This window comes from uncultured Friedmanniella sp., assembly GCF_964244005.1.
GTDB lineage: Bacteria > Actinomycetota > Actinomycetes > Propionibacteriales > Propionibacteriaceae > Microlunatus.
In genome coordinates, this window is record NZ_CAXTHG010000026.1 from 1 (window position 1) to 22,852 (window position 22,852).

A 22,852-nucleotide genomic window follows, 5' to 3' on the forward strand; every position below is an offset into this window, starting at 1 on the left:
CGGTGCCGGCGTCGAAGACCCACTGGTCGACCTGCGGCTTGATCCGCACCCGGCTCGCGTCGGCGCGCTTGGCCAGCCCCGCCATGTCGATCTCGTTGTCGAAGTGACCGATGTTGGCCACGATCGCCTGGTTCTTCATCCGGCTCATCTGCTCGGCGCTGACCACGCCGAGGCAGCCGGTCGCGGTGACGATGATGTCGGCGTAGGACAGGGCGTCCTCGAGGGTGAGGACCTGGAAGCCGTCCATCGCCGCCTGCAGCGCGCAGATCGGGTCGACCTCGGTCACGATGACGCGCGCACCCTGGCCGCGCAGCGCCTCGGCGCAGCCCTTGCCCACGTCGCCGTACCCGCAGACCACGACGGTCTTGCCGCCGATCAGCACGTCGGTGGCCCGGTTGAGGCCGTCGACCAGGGAGTGCCGGGTGCCGTACTTGTTGTCGAACTTCGACTTGGTGACCGAGTCGTTCACGTTGATGGCCGGGAAGAGGAGCGCGTCGGCGCGGAACATCTCGTACAGCCGGTGGACGCCGGTGGTGGTCTCCTCGGTGACGCCCTGGATCGCGTTGCCGATGGCGACCCAGTCCTTGCCCGCAGCGATGGTGCTGCGGATCAGCTCGATGATGACGTGCAGCTCTTCGGGGTCCTCGTCGTCGACCTCGGGGATCTCACCGGTCTTGATCGCCTCGACGGCCTTGTGCACCAGGAGCGTGGCGTCGCCGCCGTCGTCGAGGATCATGTTGGCCAGCTTGCCGTCGGGCCAGCTGAGGATCTCGTTGGTGCACTCCCAGTACTCCTCGAGGCTCTCACCCTTCCAGGCGAAGACCGGGGACCCGTTCGGGGCGTCCGGCGTGCCGTCGCCGACGACGACGGCCGCGGCGGCCTGGTCCTGGGTGGAGAAGATGTTGCAGCTCGCCCAACGGACCTCGGCGCCCAGCGCCACCAACGTCTCGATCAGCACGGCCGTCTGGGTGGTCATGTGGATCGACCCGGCGATCCGGGCCCCGGCGAGCGGCTTGGACTCCCCGTACTGCTCGCGCATGGCCATCAGGCCAGGCATCTCGTGCTCGGCGAGCCCGATCTCGAGGCGGCCGAACTCGGCCAGGGTCAGATCTGAAACGCGGTAGTCCATGGCCACAGCCTAGAGGGGTCAACCGACAGTTCTGACGAACCAACACCGGATCTCGCGCCTCCGTGCCGAGGAGGAGGCGGACGACAGGCTTTTCCGTCGTCCGGCGACGACGAAGGAGGAGGGTCAGAGCGAGTCCCAATGATTCAGTGCCCGGCGGGCGCGGGCGCCTCGGGCCGGGCGTCGGGCACGTAGTCGGCGCGGTAGATGTCCGGCTCGAGGTAGAGGGCGGTCACCATCGGCTCGACGGAACGGATGTTGCGTTCGGCCCGGTCGATCGTCGCGGCCACGTCGCCAGCGCTGTCCTGGGCCTGCACGCCGATCTTGGCGGCGACCAGGATCTCTTCTGGGCCGAGGTGCAGGGTCTTCATGTGGATGACGCCGGTCACGCCGTCGGTGTCGGCGATCGCCGCCTCGATCCGACGTACCGCCTCGGGCGTGGCCGCCTCGCCGAGCAGCAAGCTCTTGGTCTCGAGGGCCAGCGTGATGGCCACCCCCACCAGGAGCAGGCCGATCATCGCCGTGCCGATCACGTCGAAGATGCCGTTGCGGGTGAGCAGGGTCAGGCCGACGCCGAACAGTGCGAAGACCAGGCCGATCAGGGCCGCGAAGTCCTCCAGCAGGATGACCGGCAGCTCGGGCGCCTTGGCTGAGCGGATGAACTTGGTGATGCTCTGCTGGCCGCGCGACTTGTTGGCTTCGACGATCGCGGTGCGGAACGAAAAGCCCTCGGCCACGATGGCGGCGCCGAGAACGGCCAGCGGTACCCACCACCACTGGCTGTCCAGCAGCTCGTTGCCGTGACCCTCCTGGATCTCCTCGTACTTGTGGTAGGCCTCGTAGAGCGCGAACAGGCCACCGATGCTGAACAGCACGATGGAGACCAGGAACGCGAAGATGTAGCGCTCGCGGCCGAAGCCGAACGGGTGGCTCGGCGTGGCCTCCCGCTTGGCCCGCTTGCCGCCGACGAGCAGCAGCACCTGGTTGCCGGAGTCGGCGAAGGAGTGGATCGACTCGGCCAGCATCGAGGAGGCACCGGTCAGCAACCAGGCGCCGAGCTTGGTCACCGCAATGATCAGGTTGGCGGTCAACGCGGCGACGACAGCCTTGGTCCCACCTTCAGTACTCACCGGAGGATTCTCTCAGACGTACGGCGCTGGGCCGACGCGTCAGAGGTCGACGTAGCGGCCGAGCCCGACCGCAAGGTAGACGGCGGCGAACAGCCCGGTCTGCAGCAGGGCGGCGTAGCGCTCGACCTCAGAACCGGCGTGGTGGCTGATGGTGGCAACCCGGATGTCCTGGTGCTCGGCGGCGGCCATCAACCGCCGGAGGTCCCGTCGGACCAACGCGTCCTGGCTGCCGTCGTCCAGCAACACCAGCGTCGGTCGGCGGTCGGCGTCGGTGGCGTCCTCGAACGGGTCGGCGAACGGGTCGTGCGGCGCCTGGGACTCCAGGATGGGCAGCAGCGCGTCGGCGTCAGCGGCCAGTGCTGCGCGGCCGCTCGCGGCGCGCAGGGTCTCCACCACCCGACGGCTGGCTCGGGCAGCGAGCACGGAGCCGCCCCAGACCAGCGGCTGCGCCTCGGCCAGCGCGATGGCCAGGTCCTTGGCCGGGTTCTCCGCGATCCCGGCGAACGGCGAGCAGTCCTCCGCGACCCGGTCCAGGGCGTCGGCCACCGCCTGCGGGTCGACCTCCGGCCCGAGCCCCAGCCGCTGCAGACCCGTCAGCGTGACCACCGCAGCCGACAGCGGGTCGGCGGTCGTCGTCGGCAGCAGGACGGTGGAACGCGAACCGGCGTGCTCGGCGACCAGCGAGGCCTGCGGGCAGGCGATCAACAGCTGGGCACCACGACGGACGGCCTCGTGCACCGTGGCGATCAGGCCCGGCCCCGCGCCGTCGCTGGCCATCACCACCACCAGGTCCAGGGCGCCGACCCAGCCGGGCAGCCCCGGCGCCGGCCACGCCACGAACGGCACAGGGCAGACCGGCTCGAGCATGGCCCGCAGGAACCGCGCCTCCGAGCCGGCGGCGATGACCGCCCGCGGCCGGGGCAGGTCGCTCAGCGTGCTGAGGGGCTGGAGTGCGTCCGCGCTCTCGCGCCGCACCCGCGACCCCGCCTCGGCCAGCCGGCGCAGCACGGGGTCAGCGGCCTCGAGCACCGTCCGGTCCTCGAGCCGCGCGTCGTCGAACGCCAGCAGGGGCGGCACCGCGCTCAGTCCGACCCGGGCTGGGAGGTCGCGGGCTGGTCGGGCCGCCGCGCCTCGTCGATCAGCAGCACCGGGATGCCCGAGCGGACAGGGTAGGCGAGCCCGCAGTCGGCCGCGAGGCAGACCAGCTCCTCCCGCTCGTGGTCGACCGCCAGCGCACCGTGGCAGTGCGGGCAGGCCAGGATCTCCAGCAGCTCGGGCGCCAGCTCGACCGCCATCGTCGTTCTCCTCGTCGTCGTCGGTGGATCAGTTCTACCCGGTCCGCACGCGCCGGGCTCCGCGTGGTCGGGCCGCGTCAGCCAGGACCGCGTCAGTCAGGGGCCGCGCGGATCAGTGCGAGCGCCTCGTCCCGCAGCTCAGCCATCCGGGCCGGCGTCGCCGCCTCGACGTTCAGCCGGAGCAACGGCTCGGTGTTGCTGGCCCGGACGTTGACCCACCAGTCGGAGCCGGCCACGGTCAGGCCGTCGACGTGGTCGATCTCGCCGCGCCCGGCGAAGGCCTGCTCGACCCGGGCCAGGGCGGCGCCGGCGTCCGCGACCGTCGAGTTGAGCTCGCCGGAGGGGGCATAGCGGCTGAATTCCCGGCTCAGCTCCGACAGCGGCTGGTCCGACCGGCCGAGCAGGGCGAGCACGTGCAGCGCCGCCAGCATGCCGGTGTCGGCGCCCCAGAAGTCGCGGAAGTAGTAGTGCGCCGAGTGCTCGCCGCCGAAGATCGCCCCATGCTCGGCCATCGCCGCCTTGACGAACGTGTGCCCGACCCGGGTCACGACGATCTCGCCGCCTCGCTCTCGGACGATCTCGGGCACCGACCAGGACGTGATCTTGTTGCAGACGACGGTGGCGCCCGCTTCGCGCGCGAGCTCGGCCGCCGCGATCATCGCCGTCACCGTGGAGGGAGTCACCACCTCGCCGCGCTCGTCGATCACGAAACAGCGGTCCGCGTCGCCGTCGAAGACCAGGGCCAGGTCGGCGTGGTGCTCGAGCACGGCCGCCTGCGCGTCCACGAGGTTCTCCGGCTCCAACGGGTTGGGCTGGTGGTTCGGGAACGTGCCGTCGGGGTCGGTGTAGAGGCCGATCAGGTCGAGGTCGAGCGTGCCCAGCACGGCCGGCAGCGTGTGTCCGGCCATCCCGTTGCCCGCGTCGGCGACCACGGTGAGCCGGCGGATGCCGGTCAGGTCGACCAGCCCGAGCAGGTGCTCGGCGTACCCCGGCAACACATCCTGCTCGCGGCGTCGCCCTGGGGCGGCCGCGGGTGCCGGGACGGGCTCGCGGGCGCGCTCGGCGATCTCGACCAGCTGCGCGGGAGCGATCGGCTTCGCGCCGGCCAGGCAGAACTTGAGCCCGTTGTACGCCGCCGGGTTGTGGCTGGCGGTGAACATCGCCCCAGGCAGGTCGAGGCTGCCGGAGGCGAACCACAGCTCGTCGGTGCTGGCCAGGCCGACGTCGATGATGTCGACGCCGCGGCTCAGCACCCCCTCGGCGAAGGCGACCGACATCCGCGGGCCGCTGATCCGCATGTCCCGGCCGACCAGCAGGGCGCTGGCCGTCCGGGTCAGGTCGAACACGTCGACCAGGGCCGCGCCGATCGCGTACGCGCCGGCTTCGTCCCACTCGGGCTCGGATCCCTCGGTGACGCCGCGGATGTCGTTAGCCTTGAAAATCGTCGAGGTGATCATCGCAGCGCATCCTACGGGCAAGCGGATTACGAACGTGTGTGGAGAAAGCCCGCCGTCAGGCGTCCGGGTCGGCCAGCACGGTCAGGTGGCCGCGGCGCCGCAGCTCGACGATGCCGGGGCGGGGCCGGCTGACCTGCTCGGCGAGCGAGGGCGCGGCGTCGTAGGACATCCCCACCTCGCGGACGGCGTCGGCGAGGGCGAGCAGGTCGTCGGTGCTGGGCCGCGGCTCGGTGTCGCTGGCCAGCCGGATGACCTCCCAGCCGCGCGGGGCCGACAGCGCGGTCGAGTGCTGGCGGCACAGGTCGTAGCCGTGCGGCTCCGCCTGCGTCGCCAGCGGGCCGAGCACGGCGGTGGAGTCGCTGTAGACGTAGGTCAGCGTGGAGGTGGCCCGTTCCGAGCACCCCGACCGCGAACAGCCCCGTGACCTCACCCGCTGGACGCTACTCGCCCGGCTCGCCCCCGTCGGGGAGGCCGCCGCGTGTCTCGACCGGCGCCGTTAGGGTGAGCGGCATGTCCAGCCGACGTCGGGACCGGCACGGCCGCGGTCTGCGTGGTCCCCTGGCCCTGCCCAACCCGCTGGTCGCTCGACCGGCCAACCCGCCCCGGCCCGCGACGCCCGGCGAGGCGTTCCACGAGGCCGTGCACGCGGCGGTCGAGCGGGTGGCCCGGCACTGCCCCGAGGCCGTGATGGACGTGGCGTTCGGGATCGAGGACGTCCCGGTGCTGCCGCTGGCCTGGACCGGCTCGCAGGTGCCGTTGGCGCTGGCGGTGGAGGCGACGGCCGAGCACCCGGGCCAGGTGGTCGTCTACCGCCGACCGCTCGAGCACCGCGCCAGCAGCCGCCGCGGGCTGCAGCTGTTGGTGCACCGGACCGTCGTTGAGCAGCTCGCCGCCCTCACCGGTCGCAGCCCCGGCGAGCTCGACCCCGACGGTGAGGCCGACGAGGACGACTGACCGTCATCGACGGTGCGCAGACGGGGCTGGCGCGCCGTCCCCGTACGCCTTCGGGCCCGGTCGACCTGACCCACCGTCTCAGCGGCCGACGGCCGGGTCCTCGCGGACGCGGGCGGCCCGGCTCGCGACGTCAGGTGAGGTGAGCGGCACGGTGGCCAGCCCGGCGACGTCGCCGTCCGGCTGGGTCAGGGTGACCGACCCGACCACCGAGGAGTCGGCGGGTACCGAGACCACGACGTAGGACGGGCCGGCGGAGGTGAGCCGGCGGGTCGCGGTGGATCCGGCGGGCAGCAGGATGTCGTCCTTGCGCAGCGACACCCCGGTGTAGCTGAACACCTCGAAGGTGATCGGCGCGTCGGCCTCGCCGCCGTTGGAGAGCACGACCTCGCTGTCCACCGAGCCGGTGCTGGTGGCCAACGCGCTGACCCCCTGCCGGACCAACGCCGGTTGGCTCGACTGGACCGCGAAGTCGGAGACGGCGTCGGACCGGGTGCTGGTGGAGACGACCGCCCCGCTGACCGGCTCGTCGCTGCGCAGCCGGATGCTGCCGGACTCCCCCGCCAGGCCGGCGGTGAGCTCGACCGTGGCGGTGCTCTCGGGCGCGACCTCGAGGGTGTCGGCGCCGGCCGGGGCGAAGACGCCACTGAGCCCGAGCACCCCGACCTGCACGGTCGCGCGCTGGGTGCCGGGGTTGACCACGGCCAGCACCCGCGGGCCGTCGCCGCCCGGGACGCCCGGGATGACCGAGGACGTCGTGGGCGCGACGGAGGGCACCTGCCAGTCGGCGCCGGCGGGCTTGAGGTCGTCGGTCCGCAGCCGCCGCGCGGCGGCGCTGACCCGACCTTCGCTGGCTCGGACGGCCACCGCCGTCGGCCCCGGGCTGTCGATCAGGCTGGAGACCAGCAGCGTCCGGGTCTCGTGGGCGCCGATCACCACGCCGGGACTGCCGGGCACCACGAGGCGGCCCGTGGGGCCGTAGAAACGCAGGTCCACCTCGGCCTGGGCGTTGTCGGGATTGGCGAGGATGAGCTCGGTCCGGTCGGCGTCGGTGGAGCCGACCCCCACCAGCCACTGGTCGGTGCCTGGGACCAGGCAGGGGGCCGCCATCAGTCCGGTGGTCTCGCCCTCGGTCGAGGTGCTGGAGACGACACCGCTGCCGGCCGTGGCCATCGACCCCTCGCCGGTGAGCACGAGGGGGGCGTCGACCTCGGTCAGCTGTTGCCCCGTCCCCAGCTCGGTGAGCCTCAGCTGGGCCTGGTCGGCGCCGAGCCCTGAGCCGGTGAGCGTGCCGCTCTCGGTGGAGCCCTGCCGCACGGCGACGGCGGAGACGGTGCTGGGGGGCGCCTCACCGCCGACGGTCGGCGTCGCGGTCGCGGTCGCGGTCGGCGTCGCGGTCGGTAGCGGGGTCGGCAGCGGGGTCGTCCCGGGAAGCGGGGTGGTCCCGGGTGCGGGCGTCGTCCCGGGCAGCGGGGTCTCCGCCGGCGTGGCCGGGGTCGGGAGCGGTAGCGGCGTCTCCGTGGGGGTCTCCGCGGGTAGCGGGGTGGTGCCCGGCAGCGGGGTCTCCGCCGGCGTCGAAGCAGGCGGACCTGGGGTAGCGGCTGTGTCGCCGGTGGGCACGGTGCACACCGTGCTGGTCCGGCCGACGACGGCGGAGCGGTGCGCGGACGGTACAGCGGACTCGGCGTGCAGGAGCGAGCCGCCGAGGGCGATCAACGCGAGCGACACCAGGGCAGCGACCAGCACGACGGCCCGCCGCAGGCCGGGGCGGTCCCGAAAGGTCGAGCCGAGATAGTCCGACGACATCAGCTCACCTCCGCAAGCGTGGCGGAGCGCCGAGCCGTCCGGGCCGGGTCGCGCACCTCGGGCCGCCGGACCCCTGGCGCAGCCAGGATGAGCGCCACCACCAGGACGAGCCCCTGGCCGATGAGGAACCAGTGGGTCACCGACGGCAACGCGTACGTCACCACTCCGCCCGTAGCGGGCAGGCTGAACCCCTGCTGCCAGCCGGCGTCGACCACCGGCAGCCGAGAACCGTCGATGGTGGCCCGCCAGCGCCGGTCGGCCGCCTCGCCGAGCAACAGCTGGCGGCCCTCGGCGCCGGGCGCGAGCAGGAAGGGGGTGCCGGGCACGGGCGTCCGGGTCGTGCCGTCGGCGATGGTGCGCCGGGTCACCGGCGGGTCGAGCTGCCAGACGGTGCCGTCGTCGTTGCCGCTGGCCGCGCCGAGGCCCGGGGTGTTGTCGATCCGGGCCCGCTCCTCCTCGTCCGCGCCACGGACCCAGAGGTAGCCGACGCCGAGGCTGCTCAGCTGGGGGGCCAGGTCGGAGTCGGCCGTACCGGCGACGAGCCGGACCACGAGGTCCTGCGCCTCCTGCTGAGCGGTTTCCGAACCGCCGAACGTGCCGCCGCGGTCGGCGTCACCGAGCCGGACCTGGCGGTCGGCGAGCACCGAGAACCGGGTGGTCGGCCGGGTCAGATCGATCGCGAGGACCCGGGTGCCGGTGTCGGAGACCATCGCGTTGCGCACGTACGGGGGCACGGCGTCCAAGCCTGCGCGGTCGACGGGTCCGGTGGCACCGGCCCAGACCCACCAGGCCATGCCGCCGACGGTGACCACGGCGACCGCGACGCCGGACAGCACGGCGGCCGGCTGCAGCCAGGAAAAGCTGCGGCGGCGGATGTCGCGGGAAAAGCCGTCGACGCCGACGGCGCCGCCGAGTCCCAGCGCGGCGAAGGCGATCAGCAGGTACGGACCGACCCAGGGGCGCACCTCGGTGCCGAGCGGCGGCACGCTGACCACCAGCCGCGACAGCAGCACCGCCATCGCCAGCGCGAGCAGCGCGGTGGTCCAGGCAACCACGACGATCTTGCGCTGCCACCGACGCAGCAGGCCGCCGATCGCGACCAGCCAGATCACCCCGAACACGACGGCGCCGAGCCACAGCGGCGGCAGTCCGGCGCCGACGTCGCGGCCGAGCAGCAACCGCCAGACCGCGGGTGCGGTCGGCGCCCCCTGCAGGGCGGCGTCCGGGCCCACCAGCAGCCGGCCGGGCGCCAGGATCAGGCTCGGCCACCAGGGCAGCAGCACGACCAGCGGCAGCCCGAGCGCGATGCCGATCCGGCCGATCTTGCGCGGCGTCCGGCGCAGCTGCAGCGCGCCAAGGGCGCCGGCGAGCAGGGCGAGGATCATCAGCGACGGCTCGAACGACACCAGGACGACGAGGACGACCCCGGCCCCCCAGCCGCCGCGCCAGGCCTCGGGTGTCCGTACCCGGCGCAGGGCCAGCGACCGGACCGCCGAGACGAGCAGGGGCAGCAGGACCGCGAGCACGCTGAGCGACAGCCGGCCCTGGTTCTCCCCGCCCAGCAGGGCCGGCAGCAGTGCGTAGCCCACCGCGAGCCACAACCGCAGCCGCTGGTCGGCGACCATCCGCCGGACCACGGGGTAGGCGCTGAGCAGCGACAGCGGCACCACCGCGCAGATGGCCAGGGTGACGAACCACTCGGGCCGGCCCGCCAGCACGGTCGAGCCGAGGGCGGTCAGCGCCAGCCAGGGCGGGCTGGACTGACCGGGCGCGCCGGGGATCGGCGCCCACACCGAGTGCCACTGATCGACCAGCCGGGCTGGGGCGGGCAGCAGGGCGGGCGCCGCGAGCGAGCCCGGACCGTACAGGCCCCGGGCCGCGAACAGGGCGGCGACCACGGTCACGAGCAGGGTCAGCACGACCGGGCTGAGCAGGGGGGAGCGCGGGCGGTCGTCGGTGACCGAGCTGAAGTCGTCGCCGGTGAGCTCGTCCAGGGTGGCGGTGTCGGCCTCGCCGGCCACCGAACGGTAACGGTCGGACAGCACGCTGTTGACGACTTCGGCGGCCATGGCCAGGCTGGTCCACCACGGCGGCCGCAGCGCCTGCACGACCTCACCCGTCCCGGGGGCCGGTTCGATGGCGGCCGTCCGGGCCCGCAGTGCCCGGATCCGCCCCGGCGAGGCGACGAACTCCCCCAGCGCGAGGACCTCGTCCAGGGCCCGACCCGGAACCTTGCCGAGCAGGTAGCCGACCGCGTGCACGAGACAGCTCCAGACCAGCCGCAGCCAGACCAGGGGCAGCGCCCGGGCCGGGGCGTGGCCGGCGACCACCAGCATGCCGAGCAGCCGGTCGACCTTGCCGGGACGGCGTCCGGTCAGCCCGCGGGGCCGCAGCCCGGCTCGGCCGACCTGGCGGTGGGTGATCTCAGCCCGCGGCGTCGTGACCACCCGGTAGCCGTTGAGGTGCGCCCGCCAGCCGAACTCGACGCCGTCACGGAAGACGGGCAGCGCCGGGTCGAGGCCGTCGAGGTCGTTCCAGACCCGGGTGCGGACGAGCATGCCGCAGGTGGAGACGCCGAGCCTCGGCTCGGGCTGGTCCCGCTGCCCCTGGTCGATCTCGCCGGGGTCGAGCCCAAGCTCGCGCCGGCCCGTACCTGAGATCGTGACCCCGACCTCGCTGATCTGCTGGCCGACCTGCCGCCGCCGGGGCAGCAGCAGCTTGGGGCCGGTGATGTCGATCGAACGGTCGGCCAGCACGTGCTCGAGCAGCCGGGTGAGCGCGTCCGGGGCCGGCACGCCGTCGTCGTGCAGCAGCCAGAGCCACCGGGTGTCCAGCGGCCGGAGCGCGGAGTTGCTGATCGGCCGCAGCAGCCGGGTGCTGCTCTCCTGCAGCATCGCGTCGCGGTCCTGGCGGAGCGCCGAGCGGACCGCGTCGCCAAACCCCTGTCCGGCGCGGCCGGCGTGCACGGCGTCCAGCACCCCGAGGTCGCGGGCCCGTTCGAGCAGGGTCAGGGTGGCGTCGGTGCTGCCGTTGTCGATGGCGATCAACCGGTCCGGACGCCGTTCCAGAGCGGCCAACCCGTCCAGCGTCGCGGTCAGCCAGCGAGCGGCGTCAAAGGCCACGAGGACGGCGGTGACGTGCGGGCCCGAGACGTCCCGCTCCACCGGCGCCGGGGGTTCGGCCGCGGCCCAAGCCCACGGATCGGTGTCCTCGGAGCCCGAACCGAAGGGTGCCGAGCGCAGCGCTGACCAGTCATCGGTGTCGCCGGCGCGTCGGCCGCCACCCCTGGTCGTGCTGTCCATCCGCTGTGCGCTGCTCCCGGCCACGTGGGGTCTGCCCTGGTCACGGGCAGAATGCCCGAATCGGGCGGCCCCACCTTATGCGAGGTCGCGCCGACTCTCCACGTTCAGAAGCCGGGGGTCAGACGGCGCGCTTCTTGAGCTTGCGCCGCTCGCGCTCGCTGAGGCCGCCCCAGATCCCGAAGCGCTCGTCGTTGGACAGCGCGTACTCCAGGCACTCGCCCCGGACGTCGCAGGACAGGCACACCTTCTTGGCTTCACGGGTGGAGCCCCCCTTCTCGGGGAAGAACGCCTCCGGGTCGGTCTGGGCGCAGAGCGCGCGCTCCTGCCAGCCCATCAGGCCGTCGTCGCCCTCGTCGTCCAGCCCTTCGTAACCCGGACCCGTCATGACCGCAGTCAGCTCCGTGAAGCTGGGCGCCAGTTCTTGCATGTGTGCCTCCTCGACCCCGCATGTGTGTGAGCTGCCACCCCCACCGCTTCGCGGGCCGCGAGGGCAACGGCCTGGCCATTCCCCAAGGCTGGCAGCCCCCCACCGCTGACCAGCGGCAGCTCACCACCGGTCATCGGGCCAGTACGGCGAATAACACTGGTGAAATTACATGCCCGCCACACCCGGTTCGTCAAGTCCGTTCGGCGTTTCGGTGGTGTAAAAGAGGACGCGCTGGCCCGGTCGAGCAGGCTCAGCGGCACCGAACGGCGACCTCAGCGCGGACCGGCCGCCCACGGATGCGGCTCATCCGGCGGCGGCGCGGGGACGCTCTCGGCGGGAGCGGGCGCGGGTGCGTCCCAGCCCGTACCGGCCGCGGTCCCCCAGCCGGTCGCCGGCCGTCCGGACGCGGCGTCGCCCGCGCTCAGCCACGCGGCGCCCGCCGCCACGTCCGGCGCCCAGGTCGGCTGCTGCCCGGGCGGCGCCGGGATCTCGGGCTGGGCAGGCTCCGGTCGTGCGCTCAGCGCCTGCTGGTCGTCGGCGGACCGCTCGCCCGGCGCCCCGGCCGGACCCCGGAGCAGGGCTGCCAGGACCAGGACGGTGACGACCGGCACGACGAGGTCGAGCAGCGCGGCCGCCAGGTCCAGCGCGCCCGGCGCGGACTGGCCGGTGCGGTCAGCGGCGACGGTGAGGACCACCGCGAGCACGAGCGACAGGGCGACCGCCGCGAACGCCACCGCGGTGACGACCCGGCGGTGCGGCGTCGGGGGGGTGACGTGGCAGCTGAGGGCCAGCGCGGCGACGAGCAACGGCAGCACGGCCGCTCCCGGTTCCGGCCCGGTGACCCCAGACGCGGTGAGTGCGGCGGCCGCGGCGACGGCGACCCGGAGCACGACGACCGCGGCGAGGACGACGACGGCGGGCTCGCGCCAGCGCAGCAGGCTCTCCATGTCCTCACGATAAGTGCGGCACCAGCGCGGCCACCGCCGCGGCGTTCGCGCTCGCCGGGCTCTGGGACACTGGACGACGTGCAGATCGTGGTCCTGGCCGGTGGCGTCGGTGGTTCGAAGTTCGTCCAGGGCGTGCGCCGGGCCTACCCGGCGGCCGAGATCACCGTGGTCGTGAACACCGCCGACGACATCACCCTGCACGGTCTGCGGATCTGCCCGGACCTGGACACCGTGATGTACACCCTGGGCGGGGGCGGCGACGACGGACGCGGCTGGGGTCGGCTCGAGGAGAGCTGGCGGGTGCTGGCCGAGCTGGGGGCGTACGGGGTGGAGCCCAGCTGGTTCTCCATCGGCGACCTCGACCTCGGCACCCACCTCGTCCGTACCCAGATGCTCAGCGCCGGCTATCCGCTGTCGGCGGTGACCGAGGCGCTCTGTGCGCGCTGGCTGGCGGCGGACCCGCAGCTGCACCTGGTGCCGATGAGCGATGACCGGGTCGAGACCCACGTCGTGATCGCGGCGCCAGAGGAACCCTCGGGGCGCCGGGCCGTGCACTTCCAGGAGTACTGGGTCCGGCTGCACGCCGTCCCCGACGCCCTCGAGGTCGTCCGGGTGGGGATCGAGGACGCCCGGCCGGCCCCCGCGGTGCTGACGGCGCTGGCGGCCGCCGACCTGGTGCTGGTCGCGCCGAGCAACCCGGTGGTCTCGATCGGACCGATCCTGGCCGTGCCCGGGCTGCGGGACGCGCTGCGCGCCAGCCCGGCCCCCGTCGTCGGCTTTGCCGGCATCCTCGGCGGCGCTCCGGTGCTGGGGATGGCGCACCGGCTGCTGCCGGCCATCGGCGTGGCCGTCGACGCCGCCGCCGTGGGCCGGCACTACGGTGCGCGTGCCGCCGACGGCGTCTTGGACCTGTGGGTGCTGGACCAGCGGGACGCCGACTCCGCCGGCAGCGTGGCCGCCGCCGGGCTGGGCGTCGCGGTCACCGACCTGGTGATGCGGGACGCCGACGCCACCGCGGCCTTCGTGCGGTTCGCGGTGGACGCCGGGGACGCGGCGACCGCGCCGGCTCGCCGCGGATGAGCCCCGACCCGGACAGCGGCGTGGTCACCGTCTTCGCCCCGACGGGGATCGGCGAGATCACGGCCGGCACGGACCTGGTCGACGTCGTGCTGAGGGCCGCCACGGCCGACCCGCTCGGACCGCTGCGCTCCGGCGACGTCGTGGTGGTGACGTCCAAGGTCATCAGCAAGGCCGACGGGCTCGTCCGGCTCGCCGACCAGCGCGACGAGGCGATCACCGAGCAGACCGCGGCCACGGTCGCCCGCCGCGGCCCGACCCGGATCGTCCGTACCCGCTCGGGCCTGACGGTGGCCGCCGCCGGCGTCGACAACTCCAACGTCGCCCCCGGCACGGTCCTCGTGCTGCCGCCGGACCCGGACGCGAGCGCCGCGGCCCTGCACGCTGAGCTGACCCGCCGGAGCGGCCTCGACCTCGGGGTGGTCGTCTCCGACACCGCCGGCCGCGCCTGGCGCGAGGGCCAGACCGACCACGCGATCGGCGCAGCCGGACTGCGGGTGCTCGAGCGCTACGCCGGCCGGCAGGACGCGTACGGCAACGACCTGCAGGTGACGGCCATGGCGGTGGCGGACGAGATCGCCGGGGCCGCCGACCTGGCCAAGGCCAAGCTGGCCGGACGTCCGGTCGCGGTGGTCCGCGGCCTCGGTCATCTGGTGGAGCCGACGGGTCGGCCCGACGGCCGCGCCGCGGACCTGATCCGCCCGCTCGCCCTCGACCTGTTCCGCCTCGGCGCGCGGGAGGCGGTGCTCGCCGCCGTGCTCGGCGCCACCGGCCAGGCCGACCGCTACGAAGAGCTGGTCGCCCTCGACGAAGCCGACCGGGTCCGCGCGGTGGTCGAGGGTGCCGGGGTCGGTGCCGATGCCGCGGCGGTGCTGACCGCCGTGCTCGAGCAGGCCTGAGCGGGGCGCGCACCCCACCCTTCTCCCACGGCCCCCGCCGACGAGCCGGCCGACCCAGGAACAGCCGTTAGACTCGGGCCTTCGTGCCGGCGGCCAGCCGCCTCACGTAGCCGTAGGACCAGCTCGTCCGACCAGTCCGAGACCGGCGCCCGACCGGGGCGCGACCCGAGGAGAACCACCGGTGGCCAAGTCCCCGAAGCCCGCAGCCGGCGCGCCGAGCCGACGTGACCGGCTCGCCTCGTTCGAGGCGGCTCGCCGGTCCGAGCAGCGGCGACGGACCGTCGGCCTGCTGGTGATCTGCGGCGTGCTCGCGATCGCGCTGCTCGCCTACCCGATCTACCTGTTCGTGGGGGACTACCGCGCGCGCAACGCCACCATCACCGACTTCGGCGTCGCCGCCGCAGCCGCGAGCTGCGACCCGGTCGACGAGCACCCGGCCACCGGCAACCAGGAGCACGTCGCCGAGGGCACCCAGGTCACCTACGACCAGACCCCGCCCGACTCGGGCAAGCACTACCCCAGCCCCGCCTCGTTCTCGAAGCACTCCTACACCGTGGACGACCGGCCGGCCGTCGAGACGCTGGTGCACAACCTGGAGCACGGCTACACGGTGGTCTGGTACCGCGCCGACGCACCGAGCGACGAGATCGACACCCTGCAGAAGATCGCCAAGACCTTCTCCAGCGACGACCTCGACGCGACGCAGAAGTTCATCGCCGCGCCGTGGAGCACCGACGACGGCGAGGGCTTCCCCGCCGGCAAGAACCTGGTGCTGACCCGCTGGACCGCCGACCCGGCCAACCCCACGGACACCACCGCCCAGCGGGGCGTCCGGCAGCCGTGCGGCAGCGTCAGCGGCCCGGCGATCGCCGACTTCATGGCCAAGTACCCCGAGGCGAGCTCCCCGGAGCCCGGCGGCGCCTGAGCCTCGGTCGACCCACCCCGGACGGCCCGTTCAGGCGTAGTCGAGGCCCAGCCGGGCCGTCACCTCGGCGACGAGCTCCTTGATCCGTTCCGCCTCGCTGACCGGGCAGACCAGCGTGATCTGGGGCGTCTGGACGATCACCGTGTCGCTCAGCCCGACGACCGCGACGACCCGGCCGTCCTCGGTGTGGTTGATCACCAGGTTGTCCCGGGCATCGACCAGCACACTGACGCCCTGGGTCGCGTTGCCCTGGTCATCTCGGGGCAGCTGCTCGCCCAGGGAAGCGAAGCCGCCCACGTCGTGCCAGGTGATCGGCAGCCGGACGGCCAGCACGCGGGCCGTACCTCGGCCCTGGGAGACCGGTTCCATCAGGGCGTAGTCGACGCTGATCTTGAGCAGCCGCGGATAGATCGTGCCCAGCTGGTCAGGGTCTGCGGCCAGTTTCATGATCAAGTCGTGGGTCTCCGGTTGCAGCTGCGCCAGCTGGTCGAGCACGGTCTGGGCCCGCCAGACGAACATGCCCGCGTTCCACCAGTACTCTCCCGAGACGACGTAGGCCTCGGCCGTGCTGCGGTCAGGCTTCTCCTTGAACTCTTCCACGGCCGAGACCTCCGGGTGGCCGGGGATCCCCGGCCCGCGGCGCAGGTAGCCGTAGCCGGTGTGCGGGCTGGTCGGGACGACGCCGAAGGTCACCAGCGCCTGCGGGTCCTCCTCCGCCACGGTGAAACCCTCGGCCACAGCCGCTCGGAAGCTCGCCACCGGGTGCATGATCTGGTCGGCCGTGACCACCGCCACGACAGCCTCCGGGTCACGGGCGGCCAGCACCGCAGCCGGCCAGGCGACCGCGTTGAGGGAGTCGCGACCCTCGGGTTCGCCCAGGATGTTCTCCGCCGCCAACTCGGGCAGCTCAGCCGCCACCACGTGCGCGTAGTCGGCGCCGGTGCAGACCAGGATCCGGTCGGCCGGCACCAGACCTTCGAGCCGCTCGAACGCGATCCGGAGCAGGCTCTTGCCGCCGAGCACCTTGAGCAGCTGCTTGGGCATGTCCTGACGCGAGAGCGGCCACAGCCGCTTACCTGAGCCGCCGGCCATGATGAGGACGTAACGCATGGCGGACAGGGTAGCGACGCGGTTGGCGAAGGTGGTGCTCCGACGCTCTCGGGAGACGAGGCCGGTCGTGACCCCGTGCCCGCTCTGGAGCTTTACGCGGCGGTGGCCGCCGCTGCGGTCGACACCCCGTACGTGGTGACCCGACCGCAACCGGGTTTGACGTGGCCCTCGACTGTGGCAACCAGCGGTGGAACGGCCTGCTCCGCGAGCGGGGGGTGCACCGCTCCGCCATCGCCCACGTCCGCGCCGGGGAGGGCTGGCACTCGATCACCGACGACTTCCGGACGGTCTCGTGGGACGCCGGGACCGGCCAGCTGTCCGGTGGTGCGTCCCGCTCGTTCGGACGGTTCAGGAAGCTCGGCCGACAGCGCTCGGGGAGCATCGACGGCACCGGACAGGTGCGGCCGACCGCCGAGCTGAGCTTCGACACCGACGAGGCGCGCGGGCTGGTCACCACCGTGGCCGAGGGGCTGGGCCTGACGTCTCGAGGAGGAACGGCGGAGAGGGTGGGCATCGTCGGGGCCGTCATCGGCGGTCTGGGCGCCCTCGCCGCCATCGTCGCCGTGCTGGTCGGCTTCACCCTCGGCTGGTTCTGACCTGAGTGGCGGCTCGGCTGGTCGCTAGCGCGGGTCCTTGACCACCAGCACGGGGAAGTCGGCTTCGAGGATCAGGGTCTGGGTGACGCTGCCGAGCAGGAACTTGCCCACCGGGGAACGGCGGCGGGCGCCGATCACCAGCAGCTCGGCCGCGGCTTCCCCGGCGACGCGGAGAACGGTCTCGGCGACGTCGGCCGTCCCGGTCACCGGGTAGAGCATCCACTCCACGTCGCCGAGCCCCTCGGCAAGGATCCGGCGTACCTCGTCGGCCAGACCGGTGCGGAGCGCCTCGTCCTTGTCAAGGTCGAGGTCGTCGACGACGTGGATCACCGCCAGCGTCGTCCCGCGGCGAAGCGCCTCCAGGGCGGCCTCTTTGAGCGGCAGCGACGAGCTCGGCGCTGCCTGGTGCGCAACGGCAACACTCATGGTTTGACCTCCTTGTCGTATTTGTCTGATCAATCTAGCAAAAGAGCGCCCCGCTCTCTAGAGCGGAAGGACCGCTGCGGAACGGCAGCCCAGCGGCGGCGCAGCAGGCGTCGATCAGCTCGGCGCTGGCGCGGGCGCCGTTGAGCAGCTCAGCCGACCTTGGTGGCCGCGCCGGTCCGGGCGGCCGTGACCACCGCTTCCTCCACGGCCAGGTTGTGCAGACCGTCGGCGAACGTGGCGCACCGCGGCAGCCGGTCCAGACCCGCGATCTCGTCGAGGAACGCGCGCGCCTGGTAGGTGAAGCTGTCCTGGCCGCCGACCCCCACCCCGGCGAAGGGCATCGACTGGGCGGCCGCGACGTAGGGGTGCTCGGGCCCGACCATCACCTGCCGCCACCCGTTGGTCGCCGCGGCCGGCACCAGGTCGACGAAGCCGAACTCCGACGGACGGTGCCAGTCGAACGACGCGGCCCCGCGGCTGCCGAACAGCTGGAACTGGAGGGCGTTGGCGAACCCGACCGCCACCCGGGAGACCGAGAACGTGCCGACGGCCCCGCTCTCGTAGGTCACCACGAAGGTCGCGACGTCGTCGTTGGTCACGGCCCGCCGCTCGTCGCTGACGGCGACCCCACCGGCGTGACCGAGCGCCGCGCCCAGGGGCACCGGCCGGTCCTTGATCAGGATCGGCAGCTCGGCGCCGCGCACCTCGACGATGGGCCCGCAGATGAACTCGCTCAGGTCGAGGATGTGGCTGCCGATGTCGGCCAGGGCGCCCGAGCCCAGCTCGCCCTCGTAACGCCAGCTGATCGGACCTTGGGGGTCGGCGGCGTAGTCGCACCAGTACTGCCCGTTGAAGTGCAGCACGTCCCCGATCGAACCAGCCGCCACCTGCTCCTTGATCGCGCTCGTGGCCGGCGAGCGGCGGAACGTGAAGCCGGTGGCCGCGACCAGGCCGGGGGCGTTCTCGGACGCGGTCACCATCGCCTGGGCGTCCTCGACGCTGGGGGCCAGCGGCTTCTCGCAGAGCACGTGCTTGCCGGCGGCCAGCAGCGCCTCCGCGATCGGCCGGTGCAGGTGGTTGGCCACCACGATGCTGACGGCGTCGATGTCGTCGGCCTCGGCGATCGCCTGCCAGCTGGTCTCGTACCGCTCGAAGCCGTACCGCGCGGCCTGGCTGGACGCGAAGTCGGCGTTGAGGTCGGCGACCGCGGCCAGTCGTACGGGTGGGGCGTCCGTGCCGAACACGGTCTGCGCCGTGCGGTAGGCGTGCATGTGGCTGCGACCGGCCATGCCGGCGCCGATCACGGCGACGCTCACCGGAGCACTCGTGGAGGCGCTCATCGTCCGGCCGCCTTCAGCAGCGTGTCGGCGGCGAGACCCAAGCCTTCGAGCTGGTCGAGCTCGAGGTCCTCGTGCTCGATGTTGATCGCCATGTCGGGATCGATGGCCTCCAGTGCGGCGACGAAGCCGGTCCACCAGGCGAGGTCGTGGCCGCGGCCGACGGCCACGAAGTCCCAGGAGGGCTCGGCAGGCCAGACGCTGAGTGAGTGCGGGCCGCCCAGGCTGAGGAAGCTCGGGTCGCCCTCGTGGGCGAGGGTGAAGCTGTCGTCGATGGTGCCGTTGACCTGGGCCGCCGGGTTGATCCGGGTGTCCTTCGCGGCGGCGTTGTAGACCAGCGAGCCCAAGACCTTGGTGGCCTCCGTCGGGTCCATCCCCTGCCAGAACAGGTGGCTGGGGTCCATCTCGGCCCCGACGTGGGTCGCGCCGATCTCGGTGGCGAGCCGTTGCATGGTGCGGGGGTTGTAGACGACGTTGCCCGGGTGCATCTCCAGGCACACCTTGACGTCGTGGTCCGCCGCGAAGGCCTGGACCTCGGTCCAGAAGGGCACCGCGATGCTCCACTGGTACTCCTGGATCTTCAGGAAAGCGCTGTGCCAGGGCAGCACGTTCCAGACCGGCAGCGTCGAGGTCGACTCTGACCCCGGCGCGCCGGACATGGTGACGACGCGCTTCACGCCGAGCAGCGCGGCAAGCTCGATCGAGGCGTAGATGTCGGCCGCGTGCTGCTTCCCCGCCCCGGACGGGTCGGGGTCGAGGGGGTTGCCGTTGCAGTTGAGCGCGGTCAGCGTGACCCCGGCGGCGTCGAACTGCCCGAGGTACTCCGAGCGGGCGGTCTCGCTGCTCGCCAGGTCAGCGACCGGCAGGTGCGAGGTGCCGACGAAGCCGCCCGAGTTGATCTCCGCGCTGTCCAGGCCCATTCCCGCCAGGACGGCCAAGGCTTCGGGCAGCGGCTTGTCGTGCAGGCAGACAGTGTAGGCACCCAGCTTCATGGGGAGGTCCTCTCGACGATGAAGGGCGCGCAGCCCGGGCTCGAACTAGACCGGTCTAGTAGAGCGGTCTAGAGTACGATCCACCCATCCCTGCGCGGCTGTCAAATCTGCGCGAACGAGCCCACAGGAGTCCCGATGAACGGTGCCGTCGTCCGGTCCGGGCCGCCGACGATGCGCGACGTGGCCGCGACCGCCGGGGTGTCGAAGGCACTGGTCTCGATCGTCTTCCGGGGGGCGCCCGGGGCCAGTGAGGAGACCCGGGCGCGGGTCTTCGCCGCGGCGTCGAGCATCGGCTACCGGGCCAACCGGACCGCCAGCTTGCTCGCACTGCACCGCAACAAGCACCTCGGCTTGACCCTGAACGTGCGCAACGCCTTCCACGGCGAGCTGGTCGAGGCGCTCCAGTCCGCCGCGGACGAGGCGGGCTACGAGATCGTGCTCAGCACGGTCTCGTCGAGCCACGACGAACGGCGGGCCGTCGAGACCTTGCTCGAGTTCCGCTGCGAGGCGCTGGTGCTGCTCGGCTCGGACCTGCCGCGAGCCGAGCTGGAGCGGCTGGCGGCCACCCGTCCGGTCGTGGTGGTGGGGCGGCGGGTCAGCGCGACCGGGGTGGACGTGGTCCGGACGGCGGACGACCGGGGCCTCGAGGCGGCGGTCGGACATCTGGTGTCGCTTGGGCACCGGCAGATCTTTCATGTGGACGGCGGTCGCGGCAGCATCGCCGCCGACCGCCGACGCGGTTACCTCCGCTCGATGCGCCGGCACGGGGTCGCCGACCAGGCTCGCGTGGTCGACGGCGGTGGCGGTGAGGCCGACGGCCGACGAGCTGCCGACGAGCTGCTGCGCGGCCCGCTGCCCACGGCCGTGACCGCGTTCAACGACCACGCCGCCCTCGGCGTCCTGGACCGGCTGACCCGGGCCGGTGTCGACGTGCCGGGCTCGGTGTCGGTCACCGGCTACGACGACTCCCTGGTCGCCCAGCTCGCTGCAGTGGACCTGACCTCGGTCAGCCAGGAGGCGACGGTCCAGGCCGCACAGACCATCCGGGCCGCGGTCGAGCGCCTGGAGGGCACCCGTCCCCAGCCACAACAGACCGTGCTCGAGCCACGCCTGGTGGTAAGGGGCAGCACCGCCGCCCCGCGGTGGGATGACTGACCGCACACCGCTGCAGGCCGACGAGACGACCGTTGGCGAGGGTCCGTCGATGTGACCCCGAGCGTGTGGAGGTGACTCAGTTGTTCTCGGGCAAGCCGCTGGTCCAGACCCGCTCGGCCGGCGCCGGCCGGAGCGCGACCAGCGTGTCCACCAGCTCGTCGTCCAGCGGGGTCTCGGCCGCGTCAACGGCGGAGCGGAGGTGCTGGGAACGGCCGGTGCCGATCAGGGTCGTGGCGCAGCCGGAGCGTTGCACCGAGTACTGGTTGGCCACGAAGGCGAGGTCGACGTCACGCTGAGCGGCCAGGTCGGCCATCGCCCGGGCGGCCTGCCGAACGGGCTCGCCGGCCGGGTGGTCGGCGCCCATGCTCGTGCCGTGCGGCGTCAGCAGGCCCAGCGCAACGGCGGCGGCGTTGATCAGTCCGACCCCCTGTTCGGCGGCGACCGGCGCGAGCTCACGCTGCAGGCTGTCGTCCAACAGGGTGGCGTGGGCGTACGTGAGCAGCACGTCCAGGCCGGCCTCGCGCATCGCCCGGGTCATCGTAGCCAGCGGGTAGCCGGTCATCCCGATGTAACGACAGAGACCCTCGTCGCGGATGGCCACCAGCTCGGCGTGGGCGTCCTCGAACACCGGACCGAGCGGGACGAACTCGATGTCGTGCAGCTGCAGGATGTCGAGGTGATCGGTCTTGAGCAGCCGCAGGCTCTGCTCGACGCTGCGCCGCAGCCGGGCCGGGGTGAAGTCGAAGTCCGAAGGGCCGTACCGCCCCGCCTTGGTCGCCAGCACGACCTCGTCGCGCCGACCGACCAGGGCGCTGCCGAGTCTCTCCTCGGCCGACCCGTAGAAGGGCGACGTGTCGAGGAAGGTGATGCCGAGGTCGAGCGCCTCGTGCACGAGCGCGATGGCGTCGCTCTCCTCGACACGGCCGAAGAGACCGCCCAGCGGCGCGGTGCCGAAGGCGAGCTGGGAGACCGTGAGGTCGGTGCTGCCGAGTCGTGCGTACTGCACGGCTCACCCCTTCCTTCGATGGCGTCCAGTCGTTCCCTGAGCCTGCCCTTCGACAGGCTCAGGGAACGTCGGTCAGCGCTGGAGCTCGTGCGACAGCTCGGCGAGCTCGTCGCCACCGGCCATCTGCCGGGTCAGCTCGTCGAGGGTGACCTCCGAGCGCTTCTTGTCCAGCACCGCCTGGCCCAGCTTCAGGATCACGAAGTGGTTACCGACCAGGAACGCGTGGTGCGGGTTGTGGGTGATGAAGACCACGCCCAGCCCGGCGTCGCGGGCCGCGGCGGTGTACTTGAGCACCACCCCGGACTGCTTGACGCCGAGCGCCGCCGTCGGCTCGTCCAGGATCAGGACGCGGGCCCCGAAGTAGACGGCCCGGGCGATCGCGACGCACTGCCGCTGGCCGCCGGACAGGGTGCCGATCGGCTGATCGATGTCCTTGACCACGATGCCCATCTTGCGCAGCTCCTCGTCGGCGATGCGCTTCATGTCGCGCACCCGCAGCCCGGAGAAGGCAAGCTTGCCGTTCGTCAGCTCCGAACCGAGGAAGAAGTTGCGCCAGACCTCCATCAGGCCCACCACGGCGAGGTCCTGGTAGACCGTGGCGATGCCGTGGTCGAGGGACTCACGCGGCGAGCTGAACTTCACCGGCGCGCCGTCGACGAGCAGCTCGCCCTCGTTGTGCGGGTGCAGGCCGGCCATGATCTTGATCAAGGTCGACTTGCCGGCCCCGTTGTCGCCCAGCACACAGGAGACCTCGCCGGCGTTCACCTTGAGGTTGATGCCCTTGAGGGCCCGGATGGCGCCGTAGGTCTTGCCGACGTCGATCATCTCGACCAGGGTCTCGCCGTGGTGCAGATCCGGGTCGGCGTGCTCGGACAGGGTGTCGGTCAT

Annotated in this window: 22 protein-coding genes; 6 read left to right on the top strand and 16 right to left on the bottom strand. The window is 72.7% G+C overall.

Features of this window, described 5'->3' with window-relative positions; all coding sequences use genetic code 11:
• The 6 genes from ACFE76_RS15510 to ACFE76_RS15535 form a co-directional block, all read right to left on the bottom strand.
• A partial coding sequence (locus ACFE76_RS15510) for an adenosylhomocysteinase (RefSeq protein ID WP_375432672.1) occupies window positions 1-1,129 on the bottom strand: 1,129 nt, incomplete at its 3' end.
• Between the two features lie 143 nt (window positions 1,130-1,272).
• The gene (locus ACFE76_RS15515; RefSeq protein ID WP_375432673.1) at window positions 1,273-2,256 is read right to left on the bottom strand and encodes a cation diffusion facilitator family transporter; all 984 of its coding nucleotides are present in this window, start codon (window positions 2,254-2,256) and stop codon (window positions 1,273-1,275) included.
• A gap of 39 nt (window positions 2,257-2,295) precedes the next feature.
• On the bottom strand, window positions 2,296-3,333 hold the full coding sequence (locus ACFE76_RS15520; RefSeq protein WP_375432674.1) for an SIS domain-containing protein: 1,038 nt from the start codon (window positions 3,331-3,333) through the stop codon (window positions 2,296-2,298).
• A 5-nt stretch (window positions 3,334-3,338) separates the two neighbouring features.
• A complete protein-coding gene (locus tag ACFE76_RS15525) occupies window positions 3,339-3,551 on the bottom strand; it encodes a Trm112 family protein (RefSeq protein ID WP_375432675.1) in 213 nt (70 codons plus the stop codon).
• 92 nt (window positions 3,552-3,643) lie between these two features.
• Window positions 3,644-5,008 (bottom strand): phosphomannomutase/phosphoglucomutase, encoded by a 1,365-nt coding sequence (locus ACFE76_RS15530; protein ID WP_375432676.1) that lies wholly within the window; start codon window positions 5,006-5,008, stop codon window positions 3,644-3,646.
• Between the two features lie 55 nt (window positions 5,009-5,063).
• Window positions 5,064-5,438, bottom strand: a complete 375-nt coding sequence (locus tag ACFE76_RS15535; protein WP_375432677.1) for a DUF3499 domain-containing protein — start codon at window positions 5,436-5,438, stop codon at window positions 5,064-5,066.
• Between the two features lie 80 nt (window positions 5,439-5,518).
• On the opposite strand from ACFE76_RS15535, the gene ACFE76_RS15540 reads away from it, so the two are divergent.
• The gene (locus ACFE76_RS15540) at window positions 5,519-5,962 is read left to right on the top strand and encodes a metallopeptidase family protein (RefSeq protein WP_375432678.1); all 444 of its coding nucleotides are present in this window, start codon (window positions 5,519-5,521) and stop codon (window positions 5,960-5,962) included.
• A gap of 78 nt (window positions 5,963-6,040) precedes the next feature.
• Here ACFE76_RS15540 and ACFE76_RS15545 read toward each other — a convergent pair whose 3' ends face one another.
• The 4 genes from ACFE76_RS15545 to ACFE76_RS15560 all read right to left on the bottom strand — a co-directional run bounded on the left by ACFE76_RS15545 (window position 6,041) and on the right by ACFE76_RS15560 (window position 12,441).
• Window positions 6,041-7,765 carry a DUF5719 family protein gene (locus ACFE76_RS15545; protein WP_375432679.1) on the bottom strand — a complete coding sequence of 575 codons (1,725 nt, stop codon included), beginning with the start codon at window positions 7,763-7,765 and terminating at the stop codon, window positions 6,041-6,043.
• On the bottom strand, window positions 7,765-11,067 hold the full coding sequence (locus ACFE76_RS15550; protein WP_375432680.1) for a glycosyltransferase family 2 protein: 3,303 nt from the start codon (window positions 11,065-11,067) through the stop codon (window positions 7,765-7,767). The genes ACFE76_RS15545 and ACFE76_RS15550 overlap by 1 nt, the downstream gene beginning before the upstream one ends.
• Window positions 11,068-11,185: 118 nt before the next feature.
• On the bottom strand, window positions 11,186-11,452 hold the full coding sequence (locus ACFE76_RS15555) for a WhiB family transcriptional regulator (protein WP_375432738.1): 267 nt from the start codon (window positions 11,450-11,452) through the stop codon (window positions 11,186-11,188).
• Window positions 11,453-11,766: 314 nt separating this feature from the next.
• Window positions 11,767-12,441 (bottom strand): hypothetical protein, encoded by a 675-nt coding sequence (locus ACFE76_RS15560; protein WP_375432681.1) that lies wholly within the window; start codon window positions 12,439-12,441, stop codon window positions 11,767-11,769.
• 78 nt (window positions 12,442-12,519) lie between these two features.
• On the opposite strand from ACFE76_RS15560, the gene cofD reads away from it, so the two are divergent.
• The 3 genes from cofD (at window position 12,520) to ACFE76_RS15575 (ending at window position 15,342) form a co-directional block, all read left to right on the top strand.
• The gene (gene cofD, locus ACFE76_RS15565) at window positions 12,520-13,521 is read left to right on the top strand and encodes a 2-phospho-L-lactate transferase (RefSeq protein ID WP_375432682.1); all 1,002 of its coding nucleotides are present in this window, start codon (window positions 12,520-12,522) and stop codon (window positions 13,519-13,521) included.
• Window positions 13,518-14,417 (top strand): coenzyme F420-0:L-glutamate ligase, encoded by a 900-nt coding sequence (cofE, locus tag ACFE76_RS15570; protein WP_375432683.1) that lies wholly within the window; start codon window positions 13,518-13,520, stop codon window positions 14,415-14,417. The genes cofD and cofE overlap by 4 nt, the downstream gene beginning before the upstream one ends.
• Window positions 14,418-14,598: 181 nt before the next feature.
• On the top strand, window positions 14,599-15,342 hold the full coding sequence (locus tag ACFE76_RS15575; protein ID WP_375432684.1) for a DUF3105 domain-containing protein: 744 nt from the start codon (window positions 14,599-14,601) through the stop codon (window positions 15,340-15,342).
• Window positions 15,343-15,372: 30 nt separating this feature from the next.
• Here ACFE76_RS15575 and ACFE76_RS15580 read toward each other — a convergent pair whose 3' ends face one another.
• Window positions 15,373-16,452, bottom strand: a complete 1,080-nt coding sequence (locus ACFE76_RS15580; protein ID WP_375432685.1) for a mannose-1-phosphate guanylyltransferase — start codon at window positions 16,450-16,452, stop codon at window positions 15,373-15,375.
• Window positions 16,453-16,613: 161 nt separating this feature from the next.
• Here ACFE76_RS15580 and ACFE76_RS15585 point away from each other — a divergent pair, with 161 nt between their 5' ends.
• Entirely contained in the window at window positions 16,614-17,048 is a 435-nt protein-coding gene (locus tag ACFE76_RS15585; RefSeq protein WP_375432686.1) for a hypothetical protein, read from the top strand.
• A gap of 24 nt (window positions 17,049-17,072) precedes the next feature.
• Here ACFE76_RS15585 and ACFE76_RS15590 read toward each other — a convergent pair whose 3' ends face one another.
• From ACFE76_RS15590 to ACFE76_RS15600, 3 genes are all read right to left on the bottom strand, one after another.
• Complete coding sequence (locus ACFE76_RS15590; protein WP_375432687.1) at window positions 17,073-17,474, bottom strand: universal stress protein; 402 nt, start codon at window positions 17,472-17,474, stop codon at window positions 17,073-17,075.
• 149 nt (window positions 17,475-17,623) lie between these two features.
• Window positions 17,624-18,814, bottom strand: coding sequence for a Gfo/Idh/MocA family protein (locus ACFE76_RS15595; RefSeq protein WP_375432688.1), 1,191 nt, complete (start codon window positions 18,812-18,814; stop codon window positions 17,624-17,626).
• Window positions 18,811-19,803 (bottom strand): sugar phosphate isomerase/epimerase family protein, encoded by a 993-nt coding sequence (locus tag ACFE76_RS15600; RefSeq protein WP_375432689.1) that lies wholly within the window; start codon window positions 19,801-19,803, stop codon window positions 18,811-18,813. Before ACFE76_RS15600 ends, ACFE76_RS15595 begins: the two co-directional genes overlap by 4 nt.
• 135 nt (window positions 19,804-19,938) lie before the next feature.
• Between ACFE76_RS15600 and ACFE76_RS15605 the strand changes: the two genes are divergently transcribed.
• On the top strand, window positions 19,939-20,958 hold the full coding sequence (locus ACFE76_RS15605; RefSeq protein ID WP_375432690.1) for a LacI family DNA-binding transcriptional regulator: 1,020 nt from the start codon (window positions 19,939-19,941) through the stop codon (window positions 20,956-20,958).
• A 76-nt stretch (window positions 20,959-21,034) separates the two neighbouring features.
• Here the strand turns inward: ACFE76_RS15605 and ACFE76_RS15610 are convergent, their stop codons facing one another.
• A complete protein-coding gene (locus ACFE76_RS15610) occupies window positions 21,035-21,964 on the bottom strand; it encodes an aldo/keto reductase (protein ID WP_375432691.1) in 930 nt (309 codons plus the stop codon).
• A gap of 72 nt (window positions 21,965-22,036) precedes the next feature.
• Window positions 22,037-22,852 (bottom strand): ATP-binding cassette domain-containing protein, encoded by an 816-nt coding sequence (locus ACFE76_RS15615; protein WP_375432692.1) that lies wholly within the window; start codon window positions 22,850-22,852, stop codon window positions 22,037-22,039.